General features: G+C 66.7%; 23 protein-coding genes. 7 read left to right on the top strand and 16 right to left on the bottom strand.

Going from position 1 to position 19,231, the window contains the following annotated elements; all coding sequences use genetic code 11:
- Positions 1-52: 52 nt before the first annotated feature.
- From CP557_RS01125 to CP557_RS01070, 12 genes are all read right to left on the bottom strand, one after another.
- Positions 53-934 (bottom strand): alanine--tRNA ligase-related protein, encoded by an 882-nt coding sequence (locus CP557_RS01125; RefSeq protein WP_097378211.1) that lies wholly within the window; start codon positions 932-934, stop codon positions 53-55.
- 73 nt (positions 935-1,007) lie between these two features.
- A complete protein-coding gene (locus tag CP557_RS01120) occupies positions 1,008-1,532 on the bottom strand; it encodes a helix-turn-helix domain-containing protein (RefSeq protein ID WP_097378210.1) in 525 nt (174 codons plus the stop codon).
- Positions 1,533-1,718: 186 nt separating this feature from the next.
- Entirely contained in the window at positions 1,719-2,981 is a 1,263-nt protein-coding gene (locus CP557_RS01115) for a J domain-containing protein (protein ID WP_097378209.1), read from the bottom strand.
- Positions 2,982-3,195: 214 nt separating this feature from the next.
- Entirely contained in the window at positions 3,196-4,491 is a 1,296-nt protein-coding gene (gene dinB, locus CP557_RS01110) for a DNA polymerase IV (protein WP_097378208.1), read from the bottom strand.
- A 92-nt stretch (positions 4,492-4,583) separates the two neighbouring features.
- A complete protein-coding gene (locus CP557_RS01105) occupies positions 4,584-4,913 on the bottom strand; it encodes a transcription factor S (protein ID WP_097378207.1) in 330 nt (109 codons plus the stop codon).
- A gap of 59 nt (positions 4,914-4,972) precedes the next feature.
- The gene (locus tag CP557_RS01100) at positions 4,973-5,563 is read right to left on the bottom strand and encodes a hypothetical protein (protein ID WP_097378206.1); all 591 of its coding nucleotides are present in this window, start codon (positions 5,561-5,563) and stop codon (positions 4,973-4,975) included.
- Complete coding sequence (locus tag CP557_RS01095) at positions 5,556-6,401, bottom strand: hypothetical protein (protein WP_097378205.1); 846 nt, start codon at positions 6,399-6,401, stop codon at positions 5,556-5,558. The genes CP557_RS01100 and CP557_RS01095 overlap by 8 nt, the downstream gene beginning before the upstream one ends.
- Positions 6,402-6,474: 73 nt before the next feature.
- Positions 6,475-7,311, bottom strand: a complete 837-nt coding sequence (locus CP557_RS01090) for an RAD55 family ATPase (RefSeq protein ID WP_097378204.1) — start codon at positions 7,309-7,311, stop codon at positions 6,475-6,477.
- A 104-nt stretch (positions 7,312-7,415) separates the two neighbouring features.
- Positions 7,416-8,387 carry a beta-ribofuranosylaminobenzene 5'-phosphate synthase family protein gene (locus tag CP557_RS01085; protein ID WP_097378203.1) on the bottom strand — a complete coding sequence of 324 codons (972 nt, stop codon included), beginning with the start codon at positions 8,385-8,387 and terminating at the stop codon, positions 7,416-7,418.
- A 188-nt stretch (positions 8,388-8,575) separates the two neighbouring features.
- Positions 8,576-8,968, bottom strand: a complete 393-nt coding sequence (locus tag CP557_RS01080) for a hypothetical protein (protein WP_097378202.1) — start codon at positions 8,966-8,968, stop codon at positions 8,576-8,578.
- A 23-nt stretch (positions 8,969-8,991) separates the two neighbouring features.
- Complete coding sequence (locus tag CP557_RS01075; protein WP_097378201.1) at positions 8,992-9,450, bottom strand: DUF2240 family protein; 459 nt, start codon at positions 9,448-9,450, stop codon at positions 8,992-8,994.
- Positions 9,451-9,532: 82 nt separating this feature from the next.
- Positions 9,533-10,174: a ribonuclease H family protein gene (locus CP557_RS01070; protein ID WP_097378200.1), complete on the bottom strand. Its 642-nt coding sequence runs from the start codon at positions 10,172-10,174 to the stop codon at positions 9,533-9,535.
- Positions 10,175-10,224: 50 nt separating this feature from the next.
- On the opposite strand from CP557_RS01070, the gene CP557_RS01065 reads away from it, so the two are divergent.
- The 3 genes from CP557_RS01065 to CP557_RS01055 all read left to right on the top strand — a co-directional run bounded on the left by CP557_RS01065 (position 10,225) and on the right by CP557_RS01055 (position 11,965).
- Positions 10,225-10,452 carry a hypothetical protein gene (locus tag CP557_RS01065; RefSeq protein ID WP_097378199.1) on the top strand — a complete coding sequence of 76 codons (228 nt, stop codon included), beginning with the start codon at positions 10,225-10,227 and terminating at the stop codon, positions 10,450-10,452.
- A 227-nt stretch (positions 10,453-10,679) separates the two neighbouring features.
- Complete coding sequence (locus CP557_RS01060) at positions 10,680-11,045, top strand: DUF7344 domain-containing protein (RefSeq protein WP_097378198.1); 366 nt, start codon at positions 10,680-10,682, stop codon at positions 11,043-11,045.
- Positions 11,046-11,251: 206 nt separating this feature from the next.
- Positions 11,252-11,965, top strand: a complete 714-nt coding sequence (locus CP557_RS01055) for a helix-turn-helix domain-containing protein (protein ID WP_097378197.1) — start codon at positions 11,252-11,254, stop codon at positions 11,963-11,965.
- A gap of 20 nt (positions 11,966-11,985) precedes the next feature.
- Here the strand turns inward: CP557_RS01055 and CP557_RS01050 are convergent, their stop codons facing one another.
- Positions 11,986-12,294, bottom strand: a complete 309-nt coding sequence (locus tag CP557_RS01050) for a HalOD1 output domain-containing protein (protein ID WP_097378196.1) — start codon at positions 12,292-12,294, stop codon at positions 11,986-11,988.
- A gap of 174 nt (positions 12,295-12,468) precedes the next feature.
- A complete protein-coding gene (locus CP557_RS01045; RefSeq protein WP_097378195.1) occupies positions 12,469-15,198 on the bottom strand; it encodes an AAA domain-containing protein in 2,730 nt (909 codons plus the stop codon).
- Between the two features lie 198 nt (positions 15,199-15,396).
- Here CP557_RS01045 and CP557_RS01040 point away from each other — a divergent pair, with 198 nt between their 5' ends.
- Positions 15,397-15,972 (top strand): SPW repeat domain-containing protein, encoded by a 576-nt coding sequence (locus tag CP557_RS01040; RefSeq protein WP_097381475.1) that lies wholly within the window; start codon positions 15,397-15,399, stop codon positions 15,970-15,972.
- On the opposite strand, the gene CP557_RS01035 is transcribed toward CP557_RS01040, so the two are convergent.
- On the bottom strand, positions 15,969-16,214 hold the full coding sequence (locus CP557_RS01035; RefSeq protein WP_097378194.1) for a hypothetical protein: 246 nt from the start codon (positions 16,212-16,214) through the stop codon (positions 15,969-15,971). The genes CP557_RS01040 and CP557_RS01035 overlap by 4 nt on opposite strands.
- 154 nt (positions 16,215-16,368) lie before the next feature.
- Here CP557_RS01035 and CP557_RS01030 point away from each other — a divergent pair, with 154 nt between their 5' ends.
- From CP557_RS01030 to CP557_RS01020, 3 genes are all read left to right on the top strand, one after another.
- Entirely contained in the window at positions 16,369-16,920 is a 552-nt protein-coding gene (locus CP557_RS01030) for a helix-hairpin-helix domain-containing protein (protein WP_097378193.1), read from the top strand.
- Between the two features lie 90 nt (positions 16,921-17,010).
- The gene (locus CP557_RS01025; RefSeq protein ID WP_097378192.1) at positions 17,011-17,415 is read left to right on the top strand and encodes a nuclear transport factor 2-like protein; all 405 of its coding nucleotides are present in this window, start codon (positions 17,011-17,013) and stop codon (positions 17,413-17,415) included.
- Positions 17,412-17,636: a hypothetical protein gene (locus tag CP557_RS01020; protein ID WP_097378191.1), complete on the top strand. Its 225-nt coding sequence runs from the start codon at positions 17,412-17,414 to the stop codon at positions 17,634-17,636. The genes CP557_RS01025 and CP557_RS01020 overlap by 4 nt, the downstream gene beginning before the upstream one ends.
- A gap of 276 nt (positions 17,637-17,912) precedes the next feature.
- Here CP557_RS01020 and aspS read toward each other — a convergent pair whose 3' ends face one another.
- Positions 17,913-19,217: an aspartate--tRNA(Asn) ligase gene (gene aspS, locus CP557_RS01015; protein ID WP_097378190.1), complete on the bottom strand. Its 1,305-nt coding sequence runs from the start codon at positions 19,215-19,217 to the stop codon at positions 17,913-17,915.
- Positions 19,218-19,231: the final 14 nt, after the last annotated feature.

Here is a 19,231-nt window from a genome sequence, read left to right as displayed (position 1 = left end):
GCTTGCAACGGTCGCCCGCTCTCCTCGAGCGAGAGCGCGGCGTCACTGACCGTTACCGGCGACTCGCCTCACGCTCGAGTTCGTCGCGGACGTCCTCGAGGTCGACCTCGAGCGACTCCATCGCCGCGAAGGCGGCTCGTTTTTCCGCGGTGCGTCGGTCGATCGCCGCCGGCCCGACGGCGAACTCGATCCGACGGACGCCCTCGGCAGGGCTCGAGCAGCCGACCACCGCGACGGGGCCGATTTCGCGCGTGTTCCGCACGTGGGTCCCGCCACAGGCCGTGGCGTCCCAGGGCTCCCTCGAGGTGGTCGTTCCGGTAACGCCCTCTCGGCTCACTCTGTCGGTTTCGTCCGCGATCGTGACGATCCGGACCCGCCCCTTCTCGACGGCGGCCGCGTCGATCTCCGGATCGAAGCCGATGTCGTCGCGCTCGCGGGCCGCCGAAATCGACACGTCGTCCCACGATACCGGCCGCGACTCCCAGACGACGCGGTTGACGCGCTCGTCCAGTTCGATCAGCGTCTCGTCGTCGAGGGTCGCGGTCGTTTCGAGGTCGACCCGAACCGTCTCCGATCCGATCTCGAGACCGGCGTCCGTCACGTCCTCGAGCAGCCGCCGCGCGGCCCCGACGAGGACGTGGCCGGCGGTATGGGCCCGCGTGCAGTACATCCGGAACGACCGGTCGACCGAACAGAGGACGCGCTGGTCCGGCCGAAAGGACGGCTCTGCGGCCAGCACGTGAACGACCTCGCCGTCGACGAGCTGGACGTCCGTCACCGCGATATCGCCGATCGTCCCGCGATCGGCCGGCTGTCCACCGCCCGCGCCGTAGAAGTGACTGCGCTCGAGCCAGACCTGCCGGCCGTCGATCGCCGTCACCTCGGTCTCGAATCGCGTCACGTACGGCTCCGCTGCCGCCCGTTGCCCGGTCATCGGTCACAGTGGGTCGTCGGCGCTTAAAAGTCTGGCCGCCGAGACCGTCTCCGAGCCGAGAATAGACCCCCCGTTACTCCGCGAGGGTCACGTCCAGTCGCTCCTCGAGGGCTTCGATCAGACCGCCACCGACGCCGGCCTGCGTCGCGCGCCCCTGTTCGACTGCGAGGATGTCCGTCTCCGAGGCCCCGAGCTCGTCGGCGAGTTCTTCCCGCTGGAGGCCGGCCTCCCGCCGTGCCTCGACGAGGGCCTCGCCGTAGTCCGAAACCAGGTACGGCAGCGGATCGTCGTCGTAATTGGTTCCCTCGCTCTCCCAGTGTTTGGAGTCACCGTCCCAGACGGGGTTCGCTTTCGCGACGTTCTGGGCTGCCTTCTGCCGGCGGCTCGGTTCGTCGTCGGAGCCCGCGTCCTGCTCGCTCCGCGCCCGATTCCGGTCCTCGCCGTGTGTCTTCGAGTCGTCGTGTGGCGCGCAGTCCGGACAGACCTCGAGCTCGGCTCCGGAGACCGATGCGAGCGTGAGTGAATCGCTCTCGGCACCACAGAGTTCGCAGTTCGTCCCGCCACCGCCACCGGACGAACCGGTCGAGTATTTGGCCATGCGAGGCCTTGGCATCTGTCGCATTTCAACTAATCGGTAGCACGGACGGCCGACGACACACCGTCTCACGGGGATCGCCCGAGTGTCGGCTCGAGCGTGCCACGCAAAACCCGGTCCCGTCCACGAGTCGACTCCGGGATCGATGTCGCGACGAACTGGCTCCCCTCGGATCGCCGTGGGATGTCGCTAGCGACCGCCGTACTTCAGGACCGTCGCCCGCAACGGCAGCGCCAGCCCGCCCACCACGGGGAGAAACGCGAATACGGCGAGGTCGACGGCTAACGTGGCGGAGCCGGCCAGCGACACGCCGAACCCAGCGAGCGGGGCGAGCACTGGAACGACGTAGAGATACGACGGCGTCCAGCCCGCGCCGCGTCTCGTGTGGCGGACGATCACGCCGAACAACAGCGGCATGAGGACGGCTCCCGCGAGCAACGGACCGCCGATCAGCGTCGTCGTGGCCGCCAGCACGAGCGCGACGACGATCGTCTCGTCGATCGTCAGCGGCCCCCACGTGTTCTCCCGACGAACCACTCGAACGACGAGCAGGCCAAGGACCGCGAGGGCGACGACGCCCGCTAGTACGCCGTACCAGAGCCACCCCTCGAGTGGCGGGGTCACGACCGTGACGGTCCGGACGAACCCCACAGGTGTCTCGAGACCGTGGCGGCTCTCCGAGAGCAGCGTCCAGACGGCCGCCGGATCGCCACCGGTCACACGCAGGGCCGCCCGAAGCGAGTCGAGCGCTGCCCGATGCTCGATGGCAAACTGACCGAGACCGGCCGCGTAGACGAGCACTGAGAGCCAGAGCAACGGCAACGAGAGGTTTCGCCGTCGCCACCAGGCCGCGATCGAGGATTCAGCGTCCGATCGAGACGCGGATCGCGAGCGCGTCCCGCGGGATTGACCGGTCCCGTTCGCACTCGCGCCGTCCCTGCGTTCGCGTTGACTGCTCGATCCCGATCCGCGACGCCCCGTTCCACCGGTCCCGGTCGACGTCCCACCAGTCGTACCGGCCGTCGACGCGCTCGAACCGGCCGCTGCCGAGGAGGAGGTCCCACCCCCCACCCCGGCCGCCGATTTCGCGCCGCTCGCGCCGGCCGCCGAGGACGCGGACGCGGACGCCGTCTCCGATTCCGAGTAGCTCAGTTCCGTCCCGTCGGAGTCGTCCTCGTCGCCGTCGTCGGTCTTCCAGACGTCGGGTGAGGGGAGCCCGCTGGTCCGTTTCGCGACGTACTCCTCGTGGCCGAGTCGATCGTAGGCCTGTCGCTCGACCGGATCGCCGAGAATATCGTACGCCGTCTGAACGGCGGTGAACTGGGCCTGTGCGCGATCGTCGTCGTTCAGGTCGGGGTGGTAGACGCGAACCTGGTCGCGATAGGCGTCCTTGATCTCGTCCTGAGAGGCATCGGGCGGGATCTCCAGCAGATCATAGAAATCGTCTGTCATATGAGCGGGGGATCGATGTGGTCTGCTACGGGGATTAGCGGGGAGGGGTTATAATTTCGGTGCTCTTTCCAGTTCGGTTATACGGCCGAACGGGCGGCATCGAAGGTGTTCGACTGCCCGGCCGGCGACGCTCCGCCCGGTGCATAGCCAACGGCGTCGGTTCCACGCTCCGGAACCGGGAGTATTGCGACCGCGTCGGCCGAACGCGCCCCGATTAGGAGAAATCCCCGAGCGACGACTGGCCGGCCGACCGATCGTCGTGGGCCGGTTCCAGATCCGACCCCGGCGCCGCTCCCTCAGGGGCTGACGCCCCGTCCGGATCGGTGTTCGCGCCCGCTGGGTCGCCCTCCCAGCTCTCGAGGCTGGCCTGATCGGCGGCCGCGAACTCGAGGTTCGCCACGCGGACGCCGAGCTTGCGGACGGGCTCGCGATCGAACTCGGCGAACAGGTCGCGAGCGATGCGGTCGACGAGGTCGGGATCGTCGACGGGGCCGGGCAGCGACCGCTCGCGGGTGTTGACGTCGTACGGCGGCGTGACGGCCTTGACCCCGATCGTCCGGTATAGCGCGCCTTCCCGCCGTGCGCGGTCGGCGACGGCGGCCGCAAGCGTCTCGATCAGGTCGTACTTCGGGGCCGGGTCGTCGACCGGTTCGGCGAACGCCGACTCCCGTGAGAAACTCTTAGGGTCGCCTTTCGGTTCGACCCGCCGGTCGTCCTCGCCGCGCGCGCGGTCGTACAGCTCCCGACCGCGCTCGCCGAATCGCTCGACCAGCGGTTCCGGGTCGGCCTCGGCGACGTCGCCCGCCGTCTCCAGCCCCAGCGCCCGCAGTTCGCGGGCCGTCACGGGACCGACGCCGTGGAGCAAGTCGACCTCGAGCGGGGCGAGGAACGCCTGCACACCGTCGGGGTCGACGACGGTGAGGCCGTCTGGCTTGTCGAAGTCGCTGGCGATCTTTGCCGTACTCATCGTGGGTGCGACGCCGACGCTGACGGTGACGCCGACCTCCCGGCGGATACGATCTTTCACGTGCCGGGCGAACCCCTCCGCCACCTCCCAGGCCGTCCGCTCGGTCACGTCGAGGTAGGCCTCGTCGATGCTCACCTCGCGGACGACGTCGGCACAGTCGTGGAGGATCTCCCGGACGTCGCTCGCGACCGCCTCGTAGTAGTCCATGTCGACGGGGCGGTAGTAGCCGGTCGCCTCGCGCTCGAGGTCGTCGTCGACCTCGTCGTCCTCGAACGCCCCGCGCCGGGGGAGCCGCTCGAGGGCCGTCGAGATCGCCTGTGCGCTCTCGACGCCGAACTCGCGGGCCTCGTAGCTGGCGGTGGCGACGGCACCGATCGTCTCGCCGTCCTCGTAACCCATGCCGACGACGACGGGTTCGCCCCGGAGTTCGGGCTCGCGCAACCGCTCACAGGAGGCGTAGAAGCAGTCGGCGTCGACGTGACAGACGATCCGATCCTCGTCGTCCTCGCTCTCGACGCCCGGGAGTCGCGGCCCGTCGGACATTCGTTACCCGTCGATACGTCCGAACGGACGTGAACGTTGTGCCCCGTGACTGACGGGGTAAACGGGTCTCGAGTGTGCACGCTACACGGCCGTCAGTTGTACTCCCGCCAGCGGTACCCACACTCGGTACACTTGAAAAACCGCGTCGGCGGTTCGTCGGCCGACGCCGTCTGCTTGAGCGTGTACCAGGCTTCCTCGGCACCGCACTCGTCGCAGATGATATCCGTCGCCTTCGGTTTGCCCTCGAAGTTGGCCTCCTCGCTCGACTCGATCACGTCATCGTCGGTCTGGGACTCCGTCGTGACGAACGCGTCTTCCTGCTCGCGGTCCCGTTCGCTCGAGGCCCCGCAGTCGTCGTTCGTACAGACCATGCGCTCGCCCTGCGCTTTCATCATCGAACCGCAGTCGTCGCAAAACTGCATACTTCCCGTCTACGAACTCGGCACGCAAAAACACACCAGTTGGCCGGCAACCAGCAAACTCACTCCGTCCCCTCGAGTGCCTCGTCCTCGAGGACGAACGGACAGTCCGCAACGCGGAACGTCGATACGCTGGGCACGGTGAGAATCTCGGCGTCCTCGTGAGCGCACGCGACGTCGGGTGGCTCCGAGAAGTAATCACAGCCCTGGCAGTAGGATCGCTTCTCGACCTCGCGGATCACCCGACCGTCCGGCCCGCCCGATGGCCCGTCCGCGTCGGCGGCCTCGAGTCGTGCCCACAGACGGTCGCTGTCGGTCTCACCGGTCTCCTGCCGGTCGAACAGTTCGTCGAAGTCGGGCGCGCTCGATGGTGACCGATCCGAGTCGGTTCCGTCGGCCGCTCCCTCGGCGCTCGCGGCGAGGTCACCGAGTGGAGCGGATCGACGACTCCCATCAGCGTCGGTGTCGCCGCTGGAAGCGCCAGCCGCCACCGGGTCGGGATCGCCATCGCCTTCGTCGTCTGGGTCGCCAGCCGCCATCGGGTCGGGATCGTCGCCCTCGTCGTCGGAATCGCCAGCCGCCGGCGGATTCGACTCGTCGGGATGCGTGAATTCGAAGCGGTCCTCGGCCGCAGAATCCGACCCGTCAGTCATCGAGAGGGTCCTCCGTTTCGGTCGGTGAAACCGGCGTCTCGGCGTCATCGTCGACCGATTCGGCCTCCGCTTCGACCGCCGCGAAGACCCCCGCGGTCGTCGGCCCGTCGTCGGCCTCCACGCGGCCCTCGAGGGCCGGCGGATCGGCCGTCTGCAGTCGGTTGGAGCCGAAGACGGACGCCTTTTTCGCGACATCGGTGAACGCGCTCGCACAGTGGGGACACTCGGGTGCGGTCAGCAACGCGATGCCGACGCTCGAGCCACAGTCCTCACAGTTCGCCGTCGTGATTCCGAGCCTGTTGGCCGCCAGTTTGAGTCGGTCCGTGGCGGTTCGCCGGCGCTGTTGTGCGGCGAGCTCCTCGCGCTGCTCCCGGAGATCCACGACCGCCCGAGCGAGCAGCGTCGATCGGTCGGCGAGTCCGTCCGTCTCCGCGAGGAGGTCGTCGAGGACGATCTCGAAGTTGTCGAACCCGCCCTCCACGGTCGATTCGAGGGCCGCAAGGTCCCTGTGGGTCGCCTCGAGATCGTCCGCGGTGGCTCGATCCGGGTGGCGGTGGTCCGCCGGAGCTTTGTCGTCGAGTTCCCCTTTGAGCTGTACCACGCGAGCACGGACGTCCGCGAGGAGATCGGTGAACTCGTCGCGCTGGGCCTCGAGTTCGTCACGGTCGGCGACCTCGAAGTCGTCGTCGGTCGCGACGGTCCGGACGGCCGTCACCAGGCGACGACAGAAATCGTCGCGGCTCTCGCCGCGTCGCGTCGCTTCCGCCACCACCCAGTCGTCGACCCCTGGCGGGAGTGGAACGGAGACGCTGCCCTCGTCGCGATCCTGACTCGGCATCTACCCGTAGTAGGGACATCAACCGTATAAGAGTTTGTGAGAGTTTAGAGCGTCCCCCGATCGAAACCAGCCGTCACCGGATCTTTCGGACGTTACTGATGTCGAAGCCGCCGTCGTGAATCTCCGTTTCGAACCGGACGATGTCCTCGTCCTCGAGTCGGGAGAGCACGCCGCGGAACTGCTCGACGACGAGGGTTCTGGCCCGTTCCGAGCCGCCGCTTTCCCACTCGAACAGCAGGGTCCCGTCGGTGGCTTCCTTGAGCCGGCCGAGCTCGGTCTGTTCGAGGAGCTCCGAGTTGACCAGCAGGAGGATCAGGCCGCCCCATCGATGAGAGGCGCGTTTGAGCCCCTTCAACAGGACGGTCAGGTCCGACCAGCCGAGCCGGTCGTCGGCCGCTGCGACCAGGTCAGTGACCGAATCGATCACGACCACGCTATCCGCCGCGTGGTCGGTCAGGTACTCCCCCAGCGCCTCGAGGACGTCGGTCCGATCGTTGTGACTGCCGAGTTCGGTGATGTCGGCCATGCTCTCGGCGTACCAGTCGGTCGGGACCGGCGTCAGCTGGAAGTACTCCTCGGCGAACTCGACGTACGTTACGTCGTCCATTCCCGTCCGGACGAGTTCGTCGTCCATGACGAACTCCATCTCGGTGACGACGGCACTCCGTTCGTCGGTAAACGAGACGTAGTGGACGTCGTCGGGAACCGTCGTGCCGGGCTCGAGGTCGCCGTAGTAGAGATCGAACAGCTCGGGATCGGCGTCGATGAGCCCGCTCATCGCGGCGCTCGTGTAACAGAACTCCCGCGCGCCGGCCCCGGGTTCGCCCGCCAGAAGGACGACGCTCCCGGTCGGTGCTCCACCACCGATCATCCGATCGAGCCGCGAGATTCCCAGCGGCATCCGCTCCATACGTGTCCGTTCAGTCGGATCCGCTTACGTGTTGTGGGCAACTTCCGCTTCGTTGACGGGCGTCGAGAGCGGGTCGACCGAAACCGCTTCACCGACCGCTGGCATCACTCGTCCGTCCGAACGTGAGCCCCGGTCTCGGCCGCCGCCGTGAGAACGACCGTTCCCTCGAGTCCGCGAGCCGAGAGCGCGTCTTCGGCCGCAGCCGTGGCCTCGTCGGCGTGGATGGTATCGGTGACGCCGTAGACGACCGGTCCCCACGACGACTGGCCGACCCCCGAGAGAACCGGACACTCCCGGAGCGATTCGACGAGTTCGCCCGCGGGTGGCCGAAAGACGCCCCCCTGGGCGTCGGCGTACCAGACGCCGTTCTTGCGCCCGATCTCGGCGATCGCCTCGCCGAACGCCTCGAGGCGGCCAGCCGCCGCGGCCGGGAGCAGTCGTCGAGTGACGACGCCGGCGATCTCGTCGGCGATCGCGGGATCCGCGCGTTCGACGACCGTCCGCATGCTCGCGTCCTCGTCGTCGCCGCTGCGGCCGGGGTCGGCGTCGGGGACGACGACCAGAAACCGCCAGTCTGCGGGCAGTTCGTGACGGGCCACGACCGGGGGGACCGTCCAGTCACCCGCCGCCGGCGGCTCGGTCGTAAATCGGTTCGTCGGATGGCCGGCGTCGACGACGAACCCGCCGCCCTCGAACGTCGCGACCCCGACGCCGCTGCGGCCGCCCCGACCCATCGCGGGCGCGTGCTCGCGGATTCGTGCCTCGAGACCGTGGGCACGCGCCGTCGCCGTGAGCACGGCGAGTGCGAGCTGGGTCCCGCTCCCGAGACCGACGTGGCGTGGCAGCGATTCCTCGAGCGCGACCGCGACGCCGGGGACCTCGAGGATGTCGGCGGCGCAGTTCGCGTACTCCAGGACCAACGGATCGTCGGCCTCGACGGAAGCGGCGGGGTCAGCGGTGACGGTTACCCGCGGCTCCGCGAGTCCGATGCCGATACCGCCGTAAAGCCGATCGCGAGCGAGCGAGAGGTTCTGGAAGCCGACGTGGAGTCGCGCCCCCGCGCTGACGGTCGCCATATCGCGGCGTAGGGGAAGCGCCGTCAAGGGGATTGCGACGGTGGCAACGAATGAGACGGTCCCCTGTCCCGAGCAACCGGCGACTCCACGGACGGGTCGTGGGAGCGCCGGAATTGCCTGACAACGATCCGTATGCCCCCGATTTCGGGCGCGTCTCCCGGTTTTCCGTGTGCGACGCCGAGCCCTCGCTACGCGTCGTCGTCCTCGAGTCGACGGCTCACTCGCTGTAAGACGTCGGTCGCGCGTTTGACGTCGGCACCGCGTTCGACGAAGACGAGCGTTCGTGGCGGGGTCGTCGCCGTCGGTCGTACCCGAAGGTCGAGTTCCCTGGCCGTCTCGGCCGCTGTCTCCTGCCCGGCCTCGAACTCGAGGCGAGCACGATCCTCGTGGACGAACACGCGAGCGAGTCGGTCGTCGCGGCGAGCGATGTCGTAGGCGCGAGCGCCGTCGGGCGTCGGTTCGACGTCTCGATCGGCGTTCCTCACGGCGAAGGACGCGAGTTGGCCGTCCTCGCGGCCGTCGACTTCGCTCGAGAGGAGTTCGGCGATCCGGCGACCGTCGGTGATCCGATCCTCGACCATGTCCGTCGCTCGGTCTCGCGGGATTAACCGTCTTCGGTGTCGCGGACGGCCGACCGGGCGATCGGGACGAGATCGTCGACGTCGATGCCTTCGCGGCGGGCGTAGACCACCGCGGCGGCCTCGATCGTCAGGCCGAGTTCCCGCTGGAGGGTGTTGATCGCGCCGACGGCCTCGTGTTTCTCCATCCCTTCGGCGACCAGCGAATCGAGCACCCGTTCGAACGCCGACCGTTCCCGCAGGAGGTCCTCGTCGGGGACGAACTCCTCGGGCACCGTTACGCCGACGGGATCGAACGTGACCGCGAGGCCATCGTCGTCGCGCTCGAGGAGCCCCTCCTTGGTCGCGATATCGATCAGTCGCTTGGCTTGATCGGGGGAGAACCAGTCCCGATCGAGCGAGAGGGCGACGACGAACTCGTTTTCCTTGAGGCGACGGGTGCCGTTCTGGATGAACGGGGCGGCGACCGCGACGCGAAGGCTCATCGGAGACGACTTGCTCGAGCGGTGAGAAAACGATGGCGGTTCCGGTCGATTCGGGGGCGAACGGAGCGCCGTCCGGTGGCGATCAGTCGGACGCGCGACCGCCGCCACCGCTGTTTCGGTCCGCCCGGGACGGTGGAGGGAACTCGGCGGCAGTCGGCTCCGGCACGTCGGGGAGGACACAGCGGTCGGGTTCCCGGTTGACGTGGCGGTACTGGTCCGGCGCGTTCGCGAGCGGGTGGGCGGGGTTTTGATCGCTGTCGATCCGGGCGGCCCGCACTTCGTCGAATCCGTTGAGCCGGGCGCGAATGCCGCGCCAGTGATACCGCGTCGCGGTCGGGATGGAGACGGGACGGGGCGGCTTCCCGTCCGGATGTCGCGTCGCGAGGATGGCACTGTTGACGTTACTGGCGAGCGCGTCGTGGTCGATGAGGACGCCGACCGAGGCGTCTCGTGGCGCTCGCGCGGCGAGGACGTCCAGTCCGAGGTGGAGTGCCCGATACTCCGCGACGTTGTTGTCCGGCGGCGTGTCCGCGGTCGCGACGCGTGCGACGCGGGTGCCGTCGCGCGTTTCGATAACGGCGCCCAGTCCGCCGCCCGGTCCCCGGAAGGACCCGTCGGTAGCAACGTAGAAGTCACGATGGTGGGTCCGCGGGGGATGGGCGATGTGGGGCGTGGGCGACTCGTCGAACAAGTCCCGCAGTGCGGGCCGGCCGTGAGCGGCCATACCAGTAGTACGCGGTGTAGGTTTCTTAAAGTTATGCCAGTACTCGATCCGTGCGACGAACTCGTCCCGAGAGGCGCGCTCCTCGACGAACGTCCGGGGAGTCCGACCGTCTCGACTCCCCGATCGGCCACGACTACACCGGGATGTACCGCGTCCACGACCGCACCACCGTACCGCGTCTCGGCGACCCCGTCGAGCACGCGGGCGTCGAGAAGGGGTCTCGCTGTCCGTCGGTGAACGCTCGCTCGCGGATCGGCGGCCACCGCCGGAGCGTCTGACAGCGCGGACGCGAGCGGACGACCGACCGGCCTCGATTCGTGGCGCTGACGGACAATTATCTGACATCGAAACAGTCTCGAGACGGTATATACGACCCGAATTCGACGAAATCGAGGGGTTCGACGTTCACAACTGACGTCCTCGCGGACGGTGTCGGATCGATCGGGACCGGACTCCCAATCTGTGTTGGCAGTAGGTGTAATATCACCGGGTACCTGGAGAGTGTATGAACCAGACGACTGCCAGCCGGATGGAAGCGGCCTGTGCGCTCCTCGCGGAATCCGAACGCCGGTTCCTGCTCTACCAGCTGGCCGACGATCGAACGGTGAACCTCGAGGACGTCGTCACGCAGGTCGCAGCCTGGGAGTGTGACGCCCGTGCCGACGCGATCGACAAAGAGGTTCGACAGCGCGTCTACGTTTCGCTGGTCCACAACCACCTGCCGCGACTCGCGGATTACGACATCATCGAGTACGACCTGCGCAGCGGTGACATCGTCCTTGCGGACGGATTCGACGACATCAAACCCCTGCTCGAGCAGTTCAGGCAAACCGAAGAAAAGCCCGAGATCCGCGAACGGGCACCGCTCTGAGTCGGCCGGAGAAGTAGCCGAGTAGCTGTTTTGTCTGCGCGAGTTCGTTTCAGCGAACGCCTCGTCGCCTCGAGTCGGCGTTTCCTGGCCGTGAGCGTACTGCATCGCCGGCCCCGGAGCGATCAGTAACACATAACTGGGTTATCAATTTTCGGAACGGGTTTCAAAGACGAGAACGTTAGGATGAGAGACCAGGAGTGGTGACGATGTCAGACAGAAGACAAGAAGGGGAGCCACCACCGGTGCGAGAGATCGAATTCACGTTCGACGAGTGTGCGTATCCGTTCGTCGCCGTCTCGGAGCGGATCGATTGTCGGGTCGATCTCGCCGAAATACTCCCACGCGGCGATGGAGAGTACGCGGAGTTTTTCACTGTAACCGGCGGTGACCCATCCCAGGTTGTCAGCCTCGCCGAGGCTCACGAACGCGTCGACGCCCACCTTCTCAGCGAGTACGAAAACGGTGCGCTCTTCGAATTCCTCGTTTCGATCGACTGTCCCGCGGTGGCGCTTGCCGAACTCGGGGCGCTTCCGCAGATCGTTCACGGGAACAGCGGCACTGGACACATCGTCGCCGAAGTACCGCCACAACACGAGACGGGTGCGGTTATCGACTCGTTCCTCGAGCGGTTCCCGGCGGCAGCACTCGCCGCAAAGCGTACGAAAGACGCGCTCACGACCCCGTTTAGTCAGATCGCGTTCCACCAGGAGCTTCGGTCACGGCTCACGGAACGACAACACGAAGTACTCGAGACCGCGTTCGAGGCCGGCTACTACGAGTGGCCCCGCGAGTGCTCGGGCGAAGCGGTCGCGGCCGAACTCGGGATCACGTCGCCGACCTTCTCACAACACATCCACGCTGCCGAACGAAAGCTCCTCACGATGGTGTTCGAGCGGACTCGAGAGACGCATCGGCACTGACGCGCTCGAGGGTCTCGGTGTTACACTGCGACGACGACTCGCCCATCGCCGTGGACGGTGACGTCGCAGTCCTCGAAGCGAAAGGAGAGGCGTTCGGGTCGTGCCCGGCCCCGGGTGCGCGTAAAGAGTCGGTCCACGGCCTCCGCATCGACGACGTCGTACAGCGGTCGCATGTCGGCTGGCTCCATGCCCGTGACGGCCGCGACCGTCCGAACGATCGACGACGACGGCAGGTCGGTCCCGTCCCAGTCGTACCGGGCGGTATACGGCTCGGAGTCGGAGCCATCGCCCGGTGAATTCGCCGTCGACGTCCCGTCGTGTCGTGTCATGAACGTGCCTCCGTCCGTCCCGAGGGACCCGACGAGTTTTAGTTCAGTACCTATACCTCATGGTCGCGGGTTCGACTGACTGGTATTCCCTATGGGGGAAGCCTCGCCGTCGTCGGGCTGTGCCCGACTGCCTGAGGGATCTTCGATCCCTCCCCGTTTACCGCGAGGAGGATGTCACCGGCGAGCCCACTCGAGCATTCGCTCGTAGACCGGATCGGACGCCAGCGCCGCCGCGTCGCCGACCAGCACCAGCGCGCGCTTGGGTCGGGTAAGGGCGACGTTGATCCGTCGGTAGTCCTCGAAGATCGGCCCCTCGAGCGAGCCGGTCGCGGTAAAGGAGACGACGATGACTTCCTGGCTCGATCCCTGGAAGCGATCGACGGTGTCGACGGCGACGTCGTCGGGCACGTGCGTCGATATCTCCGACACCTGCGCGCGGAAGGGGGCGATGACGCCGATCTCCGAGCGCTCGAGGCCCGCTGCCTCGTAGGCCTCGATCAGCGCCGCGATCCGCGCGGCCTCCGCGCTGTCGGTGTACTGGCTCCGATCGCCCTCGACGTCGACGAACGAGACCGGATCCTGCAGCGACTCGGGAAGGCGATCCCGGGAGACGCCCTCGAGATCGTCCAGGGTCCGCGCCGCGACATCGGGCGTCGCGGGCCGGAGTTGGCCGTCGTAGAACTCGTTCGAGGCGAAGGCCTGGATGCGCTGGTTCATCCGGTACTGGCGATCGAGCATCACGCCGGCTTCGGGATGAAGATCGACGAGTCGTTCGAACAGCGACTCGGTGAGGTCGTTTTCGGCCCGAACGACGGGCGGAAGCTGCTCGTGGTCGCCGACGAGGACGAATCGCTCGGCCAGGTTGATCGCCGCGCAGGTTCCGGGTTCGGTGAGCTGTGCGGCCTCGTCGACCAGCGCGACGTCGAACGCCTGCTCTTTCATCACCCGCGAGCCGCAGGTCGACGTCGTCGCCGCGACTACCTGCGCGTTCTGCAGCGTCGCGACGCGATCTTCGGGATCACCCGCCCGTTCGAGCCGGTACGGTTCCATGTCGTCGCGGATGCCGCTTTCCGAGCCGACGCGGACGACCCGATCTTCGTCGATCACGTCCTCGAGTTGCTCGAGCAAGGCCTCGAGCGCGTTGTCGACGGCGCGATTGGTAAAGGCCGACAGCAGGACCCGCTCGCCGCGTTCGACCATCGCGCGGATGGCCCGAGCGATGGTGTAGGTCTTCCCGGTCCCCGGCGGCCCGTGGATCAGCGCGCAATCCGTCGCCCCGACCGCCTTCGTGACGGCCTCGTTCTGTCGGTCGTTGTTGTCGATGAACGTCTCCTCGATGGTGTCGAACGCCGGTTTTGCCCGTCCGAACAGGATCTCTTTTCGCCGGTCGTCGCCTTTCAGGAGCGCGTCGTGCATCGCGACGAGCAGGCGATCGGTCGTCAACTCCGATGGATAGACGTCGAGCCGGGTGACCTCGACCGGTTCGTCAGCCGTGATGACGATTTCGTCGTCCAACCGCTCGATTCGGGCGAGTTCGGAGCTACCGCGAACCGGATCCCCGTCGCTTGCCAGCACCAGATCTCCCTCCCGGAGCTTCGAGTTCGCGCCGCCCGTGTTGTGCGCCCTGAGTTCCCAGCGGCCGCCCTCGAGCGGTCGCTTCTCGAGGAACTCGAGATCGATGAGCGCGCGGTCGTCGTCGGCCCGCTCCTCGGCCGTCTGTTCCCAGAGTTTGGCGTACTCGCGGTGAACCTCCCGGCGTTCGTCCTCGATCGCCCGGTAGAAGCGATCGAAGTACTCGAGTTCCTCGTCGGGCAACGACTGGCCGATCTGACCGGCTTTCGACTCCTGATCCAGCCGGCCGGAGACGACCATGCAGGTGTCCTGTTCGAAGCAGTACTCGCACTTCGCGTCGGCCTCGTAGCCGGTCGGAATATCGCCCGCCGTCTCCATCGCCGCGATCTCGTTGCGCAGCCGGACGACGTACTTCAGGAGGCCATCGCCCATCGTGAACTCCTTTGCGGGGGTCAGGTCGCCGGTCTCCTCGTTGCGATCCAGCGCCGAGTTCTTCGTGTAGAGGAGGGTCCCGATATCGACGTCCCCACCGTGTTCCTCGAGCAACAGCGCGTAACAGGCGGCCTGCACCTTGTCCTTGAAGCGGGGCTCTTTCTTCAGGTTCTTGCCCGTCTTGAGTTCGACCGGCGCGCCCCGTCTGACGGCGTCGGCCCGGCCCCGAATGCCGAACGTCTCGCTGATCAGGAGCTGTTCCGACCGCCAGCTGTCTTCTTCGGTCAGCCGACCCTGCTCGAGCCAGCCCTCGATGGCCGTCGCGTTCTCCCTGATCTCCTCTTTCACGGCCGCTGGCGTCTCGCCGAGCAGGCCGAGCTGGAGCCCGCGTTCCTCGACGCGAGCCTCGATCGATTCCTCGAGGTCGCGGCCACGAAGCAGGTCGCCGAAGACCTCGTGGACGAGGGTCCCCTTGACGACGGGGTAGTTCAGTGGCACTCCCGAGAGCTTGTTCAGGTAGTAGAGTCGGGGACACTCGACCCAGTTACGGATCGACGTCACGCTCACGAGAAAGGAGGGTTCGACGACGACGTAGGAGTCGCCCGTCGTCGCGTACTGCGTCTCCCCCTGGTACTCCTCTTCTTTGGCGTTCGTCACGAGCAGTTCCATCCCCGGCTCGAGCAGTTCGGCCGACTCGGTCCACTTGTTCCACAGCGTTACCGTCGTCGTTTCGCGACCGTCCGCGACGGTCGCCGTCCCGCCGTCGCCGCGAGCGGGTGACTCGCCGTTCCGTGCGTCGTCGGCCGGCCGAAGCGGCACCTCCGCGAGTTCGCTTTCACCGTAGCTCGTGGCTACCGACCGTACGTCGACCTCGCCCGCGACGGTTCCGCGTACGTGCACAGCTATCGTCAACGGTCGAGCGATCAAAAACGCTATCGGTCACGGGATCCCGATCGAGTAACCGGCTCGAACCCGTCCGTCGACCGGCGTTCGATCCCGGTAACGACGTTTTACCGACGGTTTCGATCTCGCTCGAGCGATTACGGTGGCCGGAACGGACACGGCGCTTTTGGGATCGCGAACCCTACGTTCGATGGCATGAGTGACCCGAACGGCGACGATCGTCGGACGAGCGACGAGTCCGAACCGGGAGTCGATACCGGGACCGACGCTCCCGACGGACCGACCAATCGACGGGAAGAAGCGTCCGCCGATATCGACTCCGGCACCGGCGTCGGGGACCGGACCGAGACGGGGAGCGACCCGCGCCACGAGTCCACCCAGGTCGCAAACGAGGAGCGCCGGCGTGGCACGTCGACCCTGAGCCTCCTCGTCGCCGTGTTCGGCGCGTGGATCGCCCTCTCGGTGCTGGTCTTCGACGCTGCGGCCGCGTCGCTGTGGAACAACGTCCTGGTCGGCCTCGTCGTCGTCGTCGCCGCCGGCTACAATTACTACCGGGTGAAAAACGACGTCCCACTCAGTGCCGGCATCGCCACACTGCTCGCTCTCGTCGGGGTCTGGGTGATCGTCTCGGCCGCACTGCTCGAGATGACCGGCGGGCTGTTCTGGAGTACGCTCGCCACCGGGTTCTTGATCGCCGGACTGGCGGGATACAACGCCTACGAGGCCCGCGAAGCCCGAACCGTCGCGACCGAATCCGGACCGGGTGCTTAGACCCCGTACTCGGTCTCGAGGCGCTTGACGCGGTGTTCGGCGGCGTGGTGACCCATCGCGACGACGGAAAAACCGACCATGATGACGGCGAAGGTAATCGAAACCGCCGGCGAGACGCCGTTGACGTAACTATTGCATACCTGACCGAGCGCCAGCGAGAGCGGGGCCAGCGTCAACAGCGCGCTCTTGGCGGGAGTGGCCCGAAACAGTTCGACGAACGAGAGTGAGTGGCGACCGGACATGGGGAAAGTGTCGGTTACGCTCACTTCGGGGGAGCCAACGTATTCCTTTTGATTCGCATAGCTCGAATCGGCTGTTGGAAGACCGAACAGTCCGCGTCCGGTTCCGTTCGGTGCAATCGATACGTTCATTCTGCCGGCAGTCCAACCCTCGCGTATGCGGATTCGCGAGTGGCAGGATATACTCGAGGACGTCACCGAACGGACCGTCGATCCGGAGGACTGGCGTGCAGTCGCCGGCGACCGTGCCGGCGGCGTCGGCGAAGACATGTATCTCGCGCATCCTCGGGCCGGCGTCTTCGTCCTGAAGACGTACGCGAAGAACCCCTTCGAGGTTCGCGGCGTCGGCACGCACGTCGCCCGCAACCTCGACGACGAGATCGGCTCGTTCATGCCCGAACGCGACTCCGGCGGGCGCTTTGCGGTCCAGTCCCCGCCCGAGGACGAGGAGCAGGCCGAGACGGTCGGGAAGCGCCTCGAGACCGTCCTCGAGACCCACGCGGACGCACCGACCCGGCCACAGGACCTCTTCGACGACGTGATGGAGGCCCTCGAGAGCCCCGCCTTCGGGCCGATGGAGTACGACCAGTACGACCGGCCCGACGAACTCGAGGAACTGGCCGAGCGGTTCGAGGAGGCCGACGACCTGCTGAACGCGGAACTCGAGGACCTGATCGAGACCGACGAGGTCGATCGAGGCTTCATGTGAGCGGGGTCCGACTCGGCAGGTCACCAGCGACGCCCGTCGCCTGCGTCTGCGTCCGATGACTCTTTGGGAGCGGGCTTCGACGGTAGAGCCATGCCACCGAGCGCAAGCGCAGAGGCCGTCGTCCGCGACTACTACGACGCACTCCGCGACGGCGACCCGCTTTCACCCTACTTTTCGGACGCCGACTCGACCGTCAAGTTCGGCATCAGCGAGTCCCTGTTCGGCGGTGACGACGTCGCCGCGGCCCTCGAGACACAGACCGAGACGACCGACGAGTGGGTCGTCGAGAGCGGCCATCTCGTCGTCACCGAACGCGACGGATTCGCGACGGTCGCCGACGAGGTGGTGATGGCCTGGACGAAAACGACGACCGGCGAACGCTACCGGTTCGACAGCCGCTGGAGCGCCACGCTAGTCGAACGCGATCCGGACGACTCGAGCGAGAGCGACTGGGCCTTTACCACGATGCACGTCAGCGCACCACACGAGTTATGAGCCGGAGTCGCGGTTCGGGACGCGGCCCCTCGCGCTCGAGCGGGGTAACTGACGGGGCCAGACAACTCAAGGCCGTCTTCGTCCTGCTGGTCGGACTCTCCGGCGGCTCGATCGCCCTTCAGAGCGGCGCCTCCCCGCTGGTCATCGGCGCGGCGATACTCGGCGGCGTCGCCGCCGGGAGCGCGTTGCTCTGGTATCTGCTCTGGATTACGACCGAGTGACCGCGTGTCCGAACTGGCTTCCGGGTTTGTCGCCTACGGCGACAAACGCTGGGGGTCACGCGAAACTCGGTTCACTCGTTTCGCTTGCTCTCAACGGCTTCGTCTACGGACTCAGACGTTGACGATATCGAGGAAACCGACTCGCGCTACGCGCTCGTGGTTTCCACGCGCTCCCAGAGTGCGTCCCATGGACGCAGTCGCTGGCGATCTCGCGGGAACAGCGAGAGACTCACTGCGTTCGCCTCTCTGGCTCCCGCTCAACGGTCAGCGACCTCGCTACGGTGAGAGTCGCTGACGGTCTCGCGGGAAGAGGACCGCTTCTCGGATGTTGTCCAGTCCGAGGATCGTCATGATGAGGCGTTCGCCGCCGAGCCCGAAGCCGGCGTGGGGCGGCATGCCGTACTTGAACATCTTCGTGTAGTATTCGAACTGGTCGGGATCGAGCCCCTGCTGTTCGAAGCCCTCGATGAGCTTCTCGTGACGGTGTTCGCGCTGGCCGCCCGAGACCAGTTCCATGCGCGGATGCATCAGGTCGAAGCCGGTCGACAGCTCCGGATCGTCGTCGTGGTCTTTGATGTAGAAGGGCTTGATCTCGCTTGGCCAGTCCGTGATGAAGTAGTGGCCGCCGACGTCGTCGCCCAGCGCCTTCTCGGCCTCCGTCGAGAGGTCGTCGCCCCAGACGAGCTGTTCGTCGAGTTCGCCCGTCGCGTTGATCCGCTCTATGGCGTCCTCGTAGCTGATGCGCGGGAAGGCTTCCGCGGGTGCGCTGAATTCGTCTTCGAGGCCCAGCGCCTCGAGTTCGTCGGCGCAGTTGTCTGCCACCGCTTCGTAGGCGGCGCGGACGACGCCCTCGACGACGTCCATGGCGTCGTTCTGGTCGCAGAAGGCACCCTCGAAGTCGATCGAGGTCGCTTCGTTGAGGTGACGCGGCGTGTTGTGTTCCTCGGCGCGGAAGATGGGACCGATCTCGAAGACGCGTTCGACGTTCGAACCGGCGATCAGCTGCTTGAACAGCTGGGGCGACTGGTTCATAAAGGCCTCTTCGCCGAAGTAGGTGATCGGGAAGAGTTCGGTACCGCCCTCGGTACCGGTCGCGACGATCTTTGGCGTGTTGATCTCCGTGCAGTCGAACGTGCGGAACTGCTCGCGAACCGCACGCAGGATCTCCGAACGGATCTCGAAGACCGCCTGCACCTCGTCCTTGCGCAGGTCGAGGGTGCGGTTGTCGAGTCGCGTCGAGAGGTCGGCGTCGACCTTGCCGGAGGGGTCGAGGGGGAGTTCCGGGTCGGCGGGGGCGATAACCTCGACGGACTCGGGCGTGACTTCGACGCCCGTCGGCGCGCGCGGTTCCTCCTCGACCGCACCGGAGACTTTGACGACGCTCTCGCGGGACGCGTCGAGTCCCGTCTCAACTAGGTCCTCGTCCATCTCGTCTTTCTCGAACTTGATCTGGATCTTGCCCGAGGTATCCCGGAGAATCAGGAAGGCGATGCCCCCGAGATCGCGGATCTCGTGGACCCAGCCGGCGACCGTCACGTCGTCGCCCGGCTCGGCGTCGGCAGTGTAGGTTCTATCCTGCATACCACCCGATTGAC

Origin of the sequence: Natrinema ejinorense, from assembly GCF_002494345.1 — an archaeon.
Taxonomy (GTDB): Archaea; Halobacteriota; Halobacteria; order Halobacteriales; family Natrialbaceae; genus Natrinema; species Natrinema longum.
This window is presented reverse-complemented; position numbering and strand designations above follow the sequence as displayed.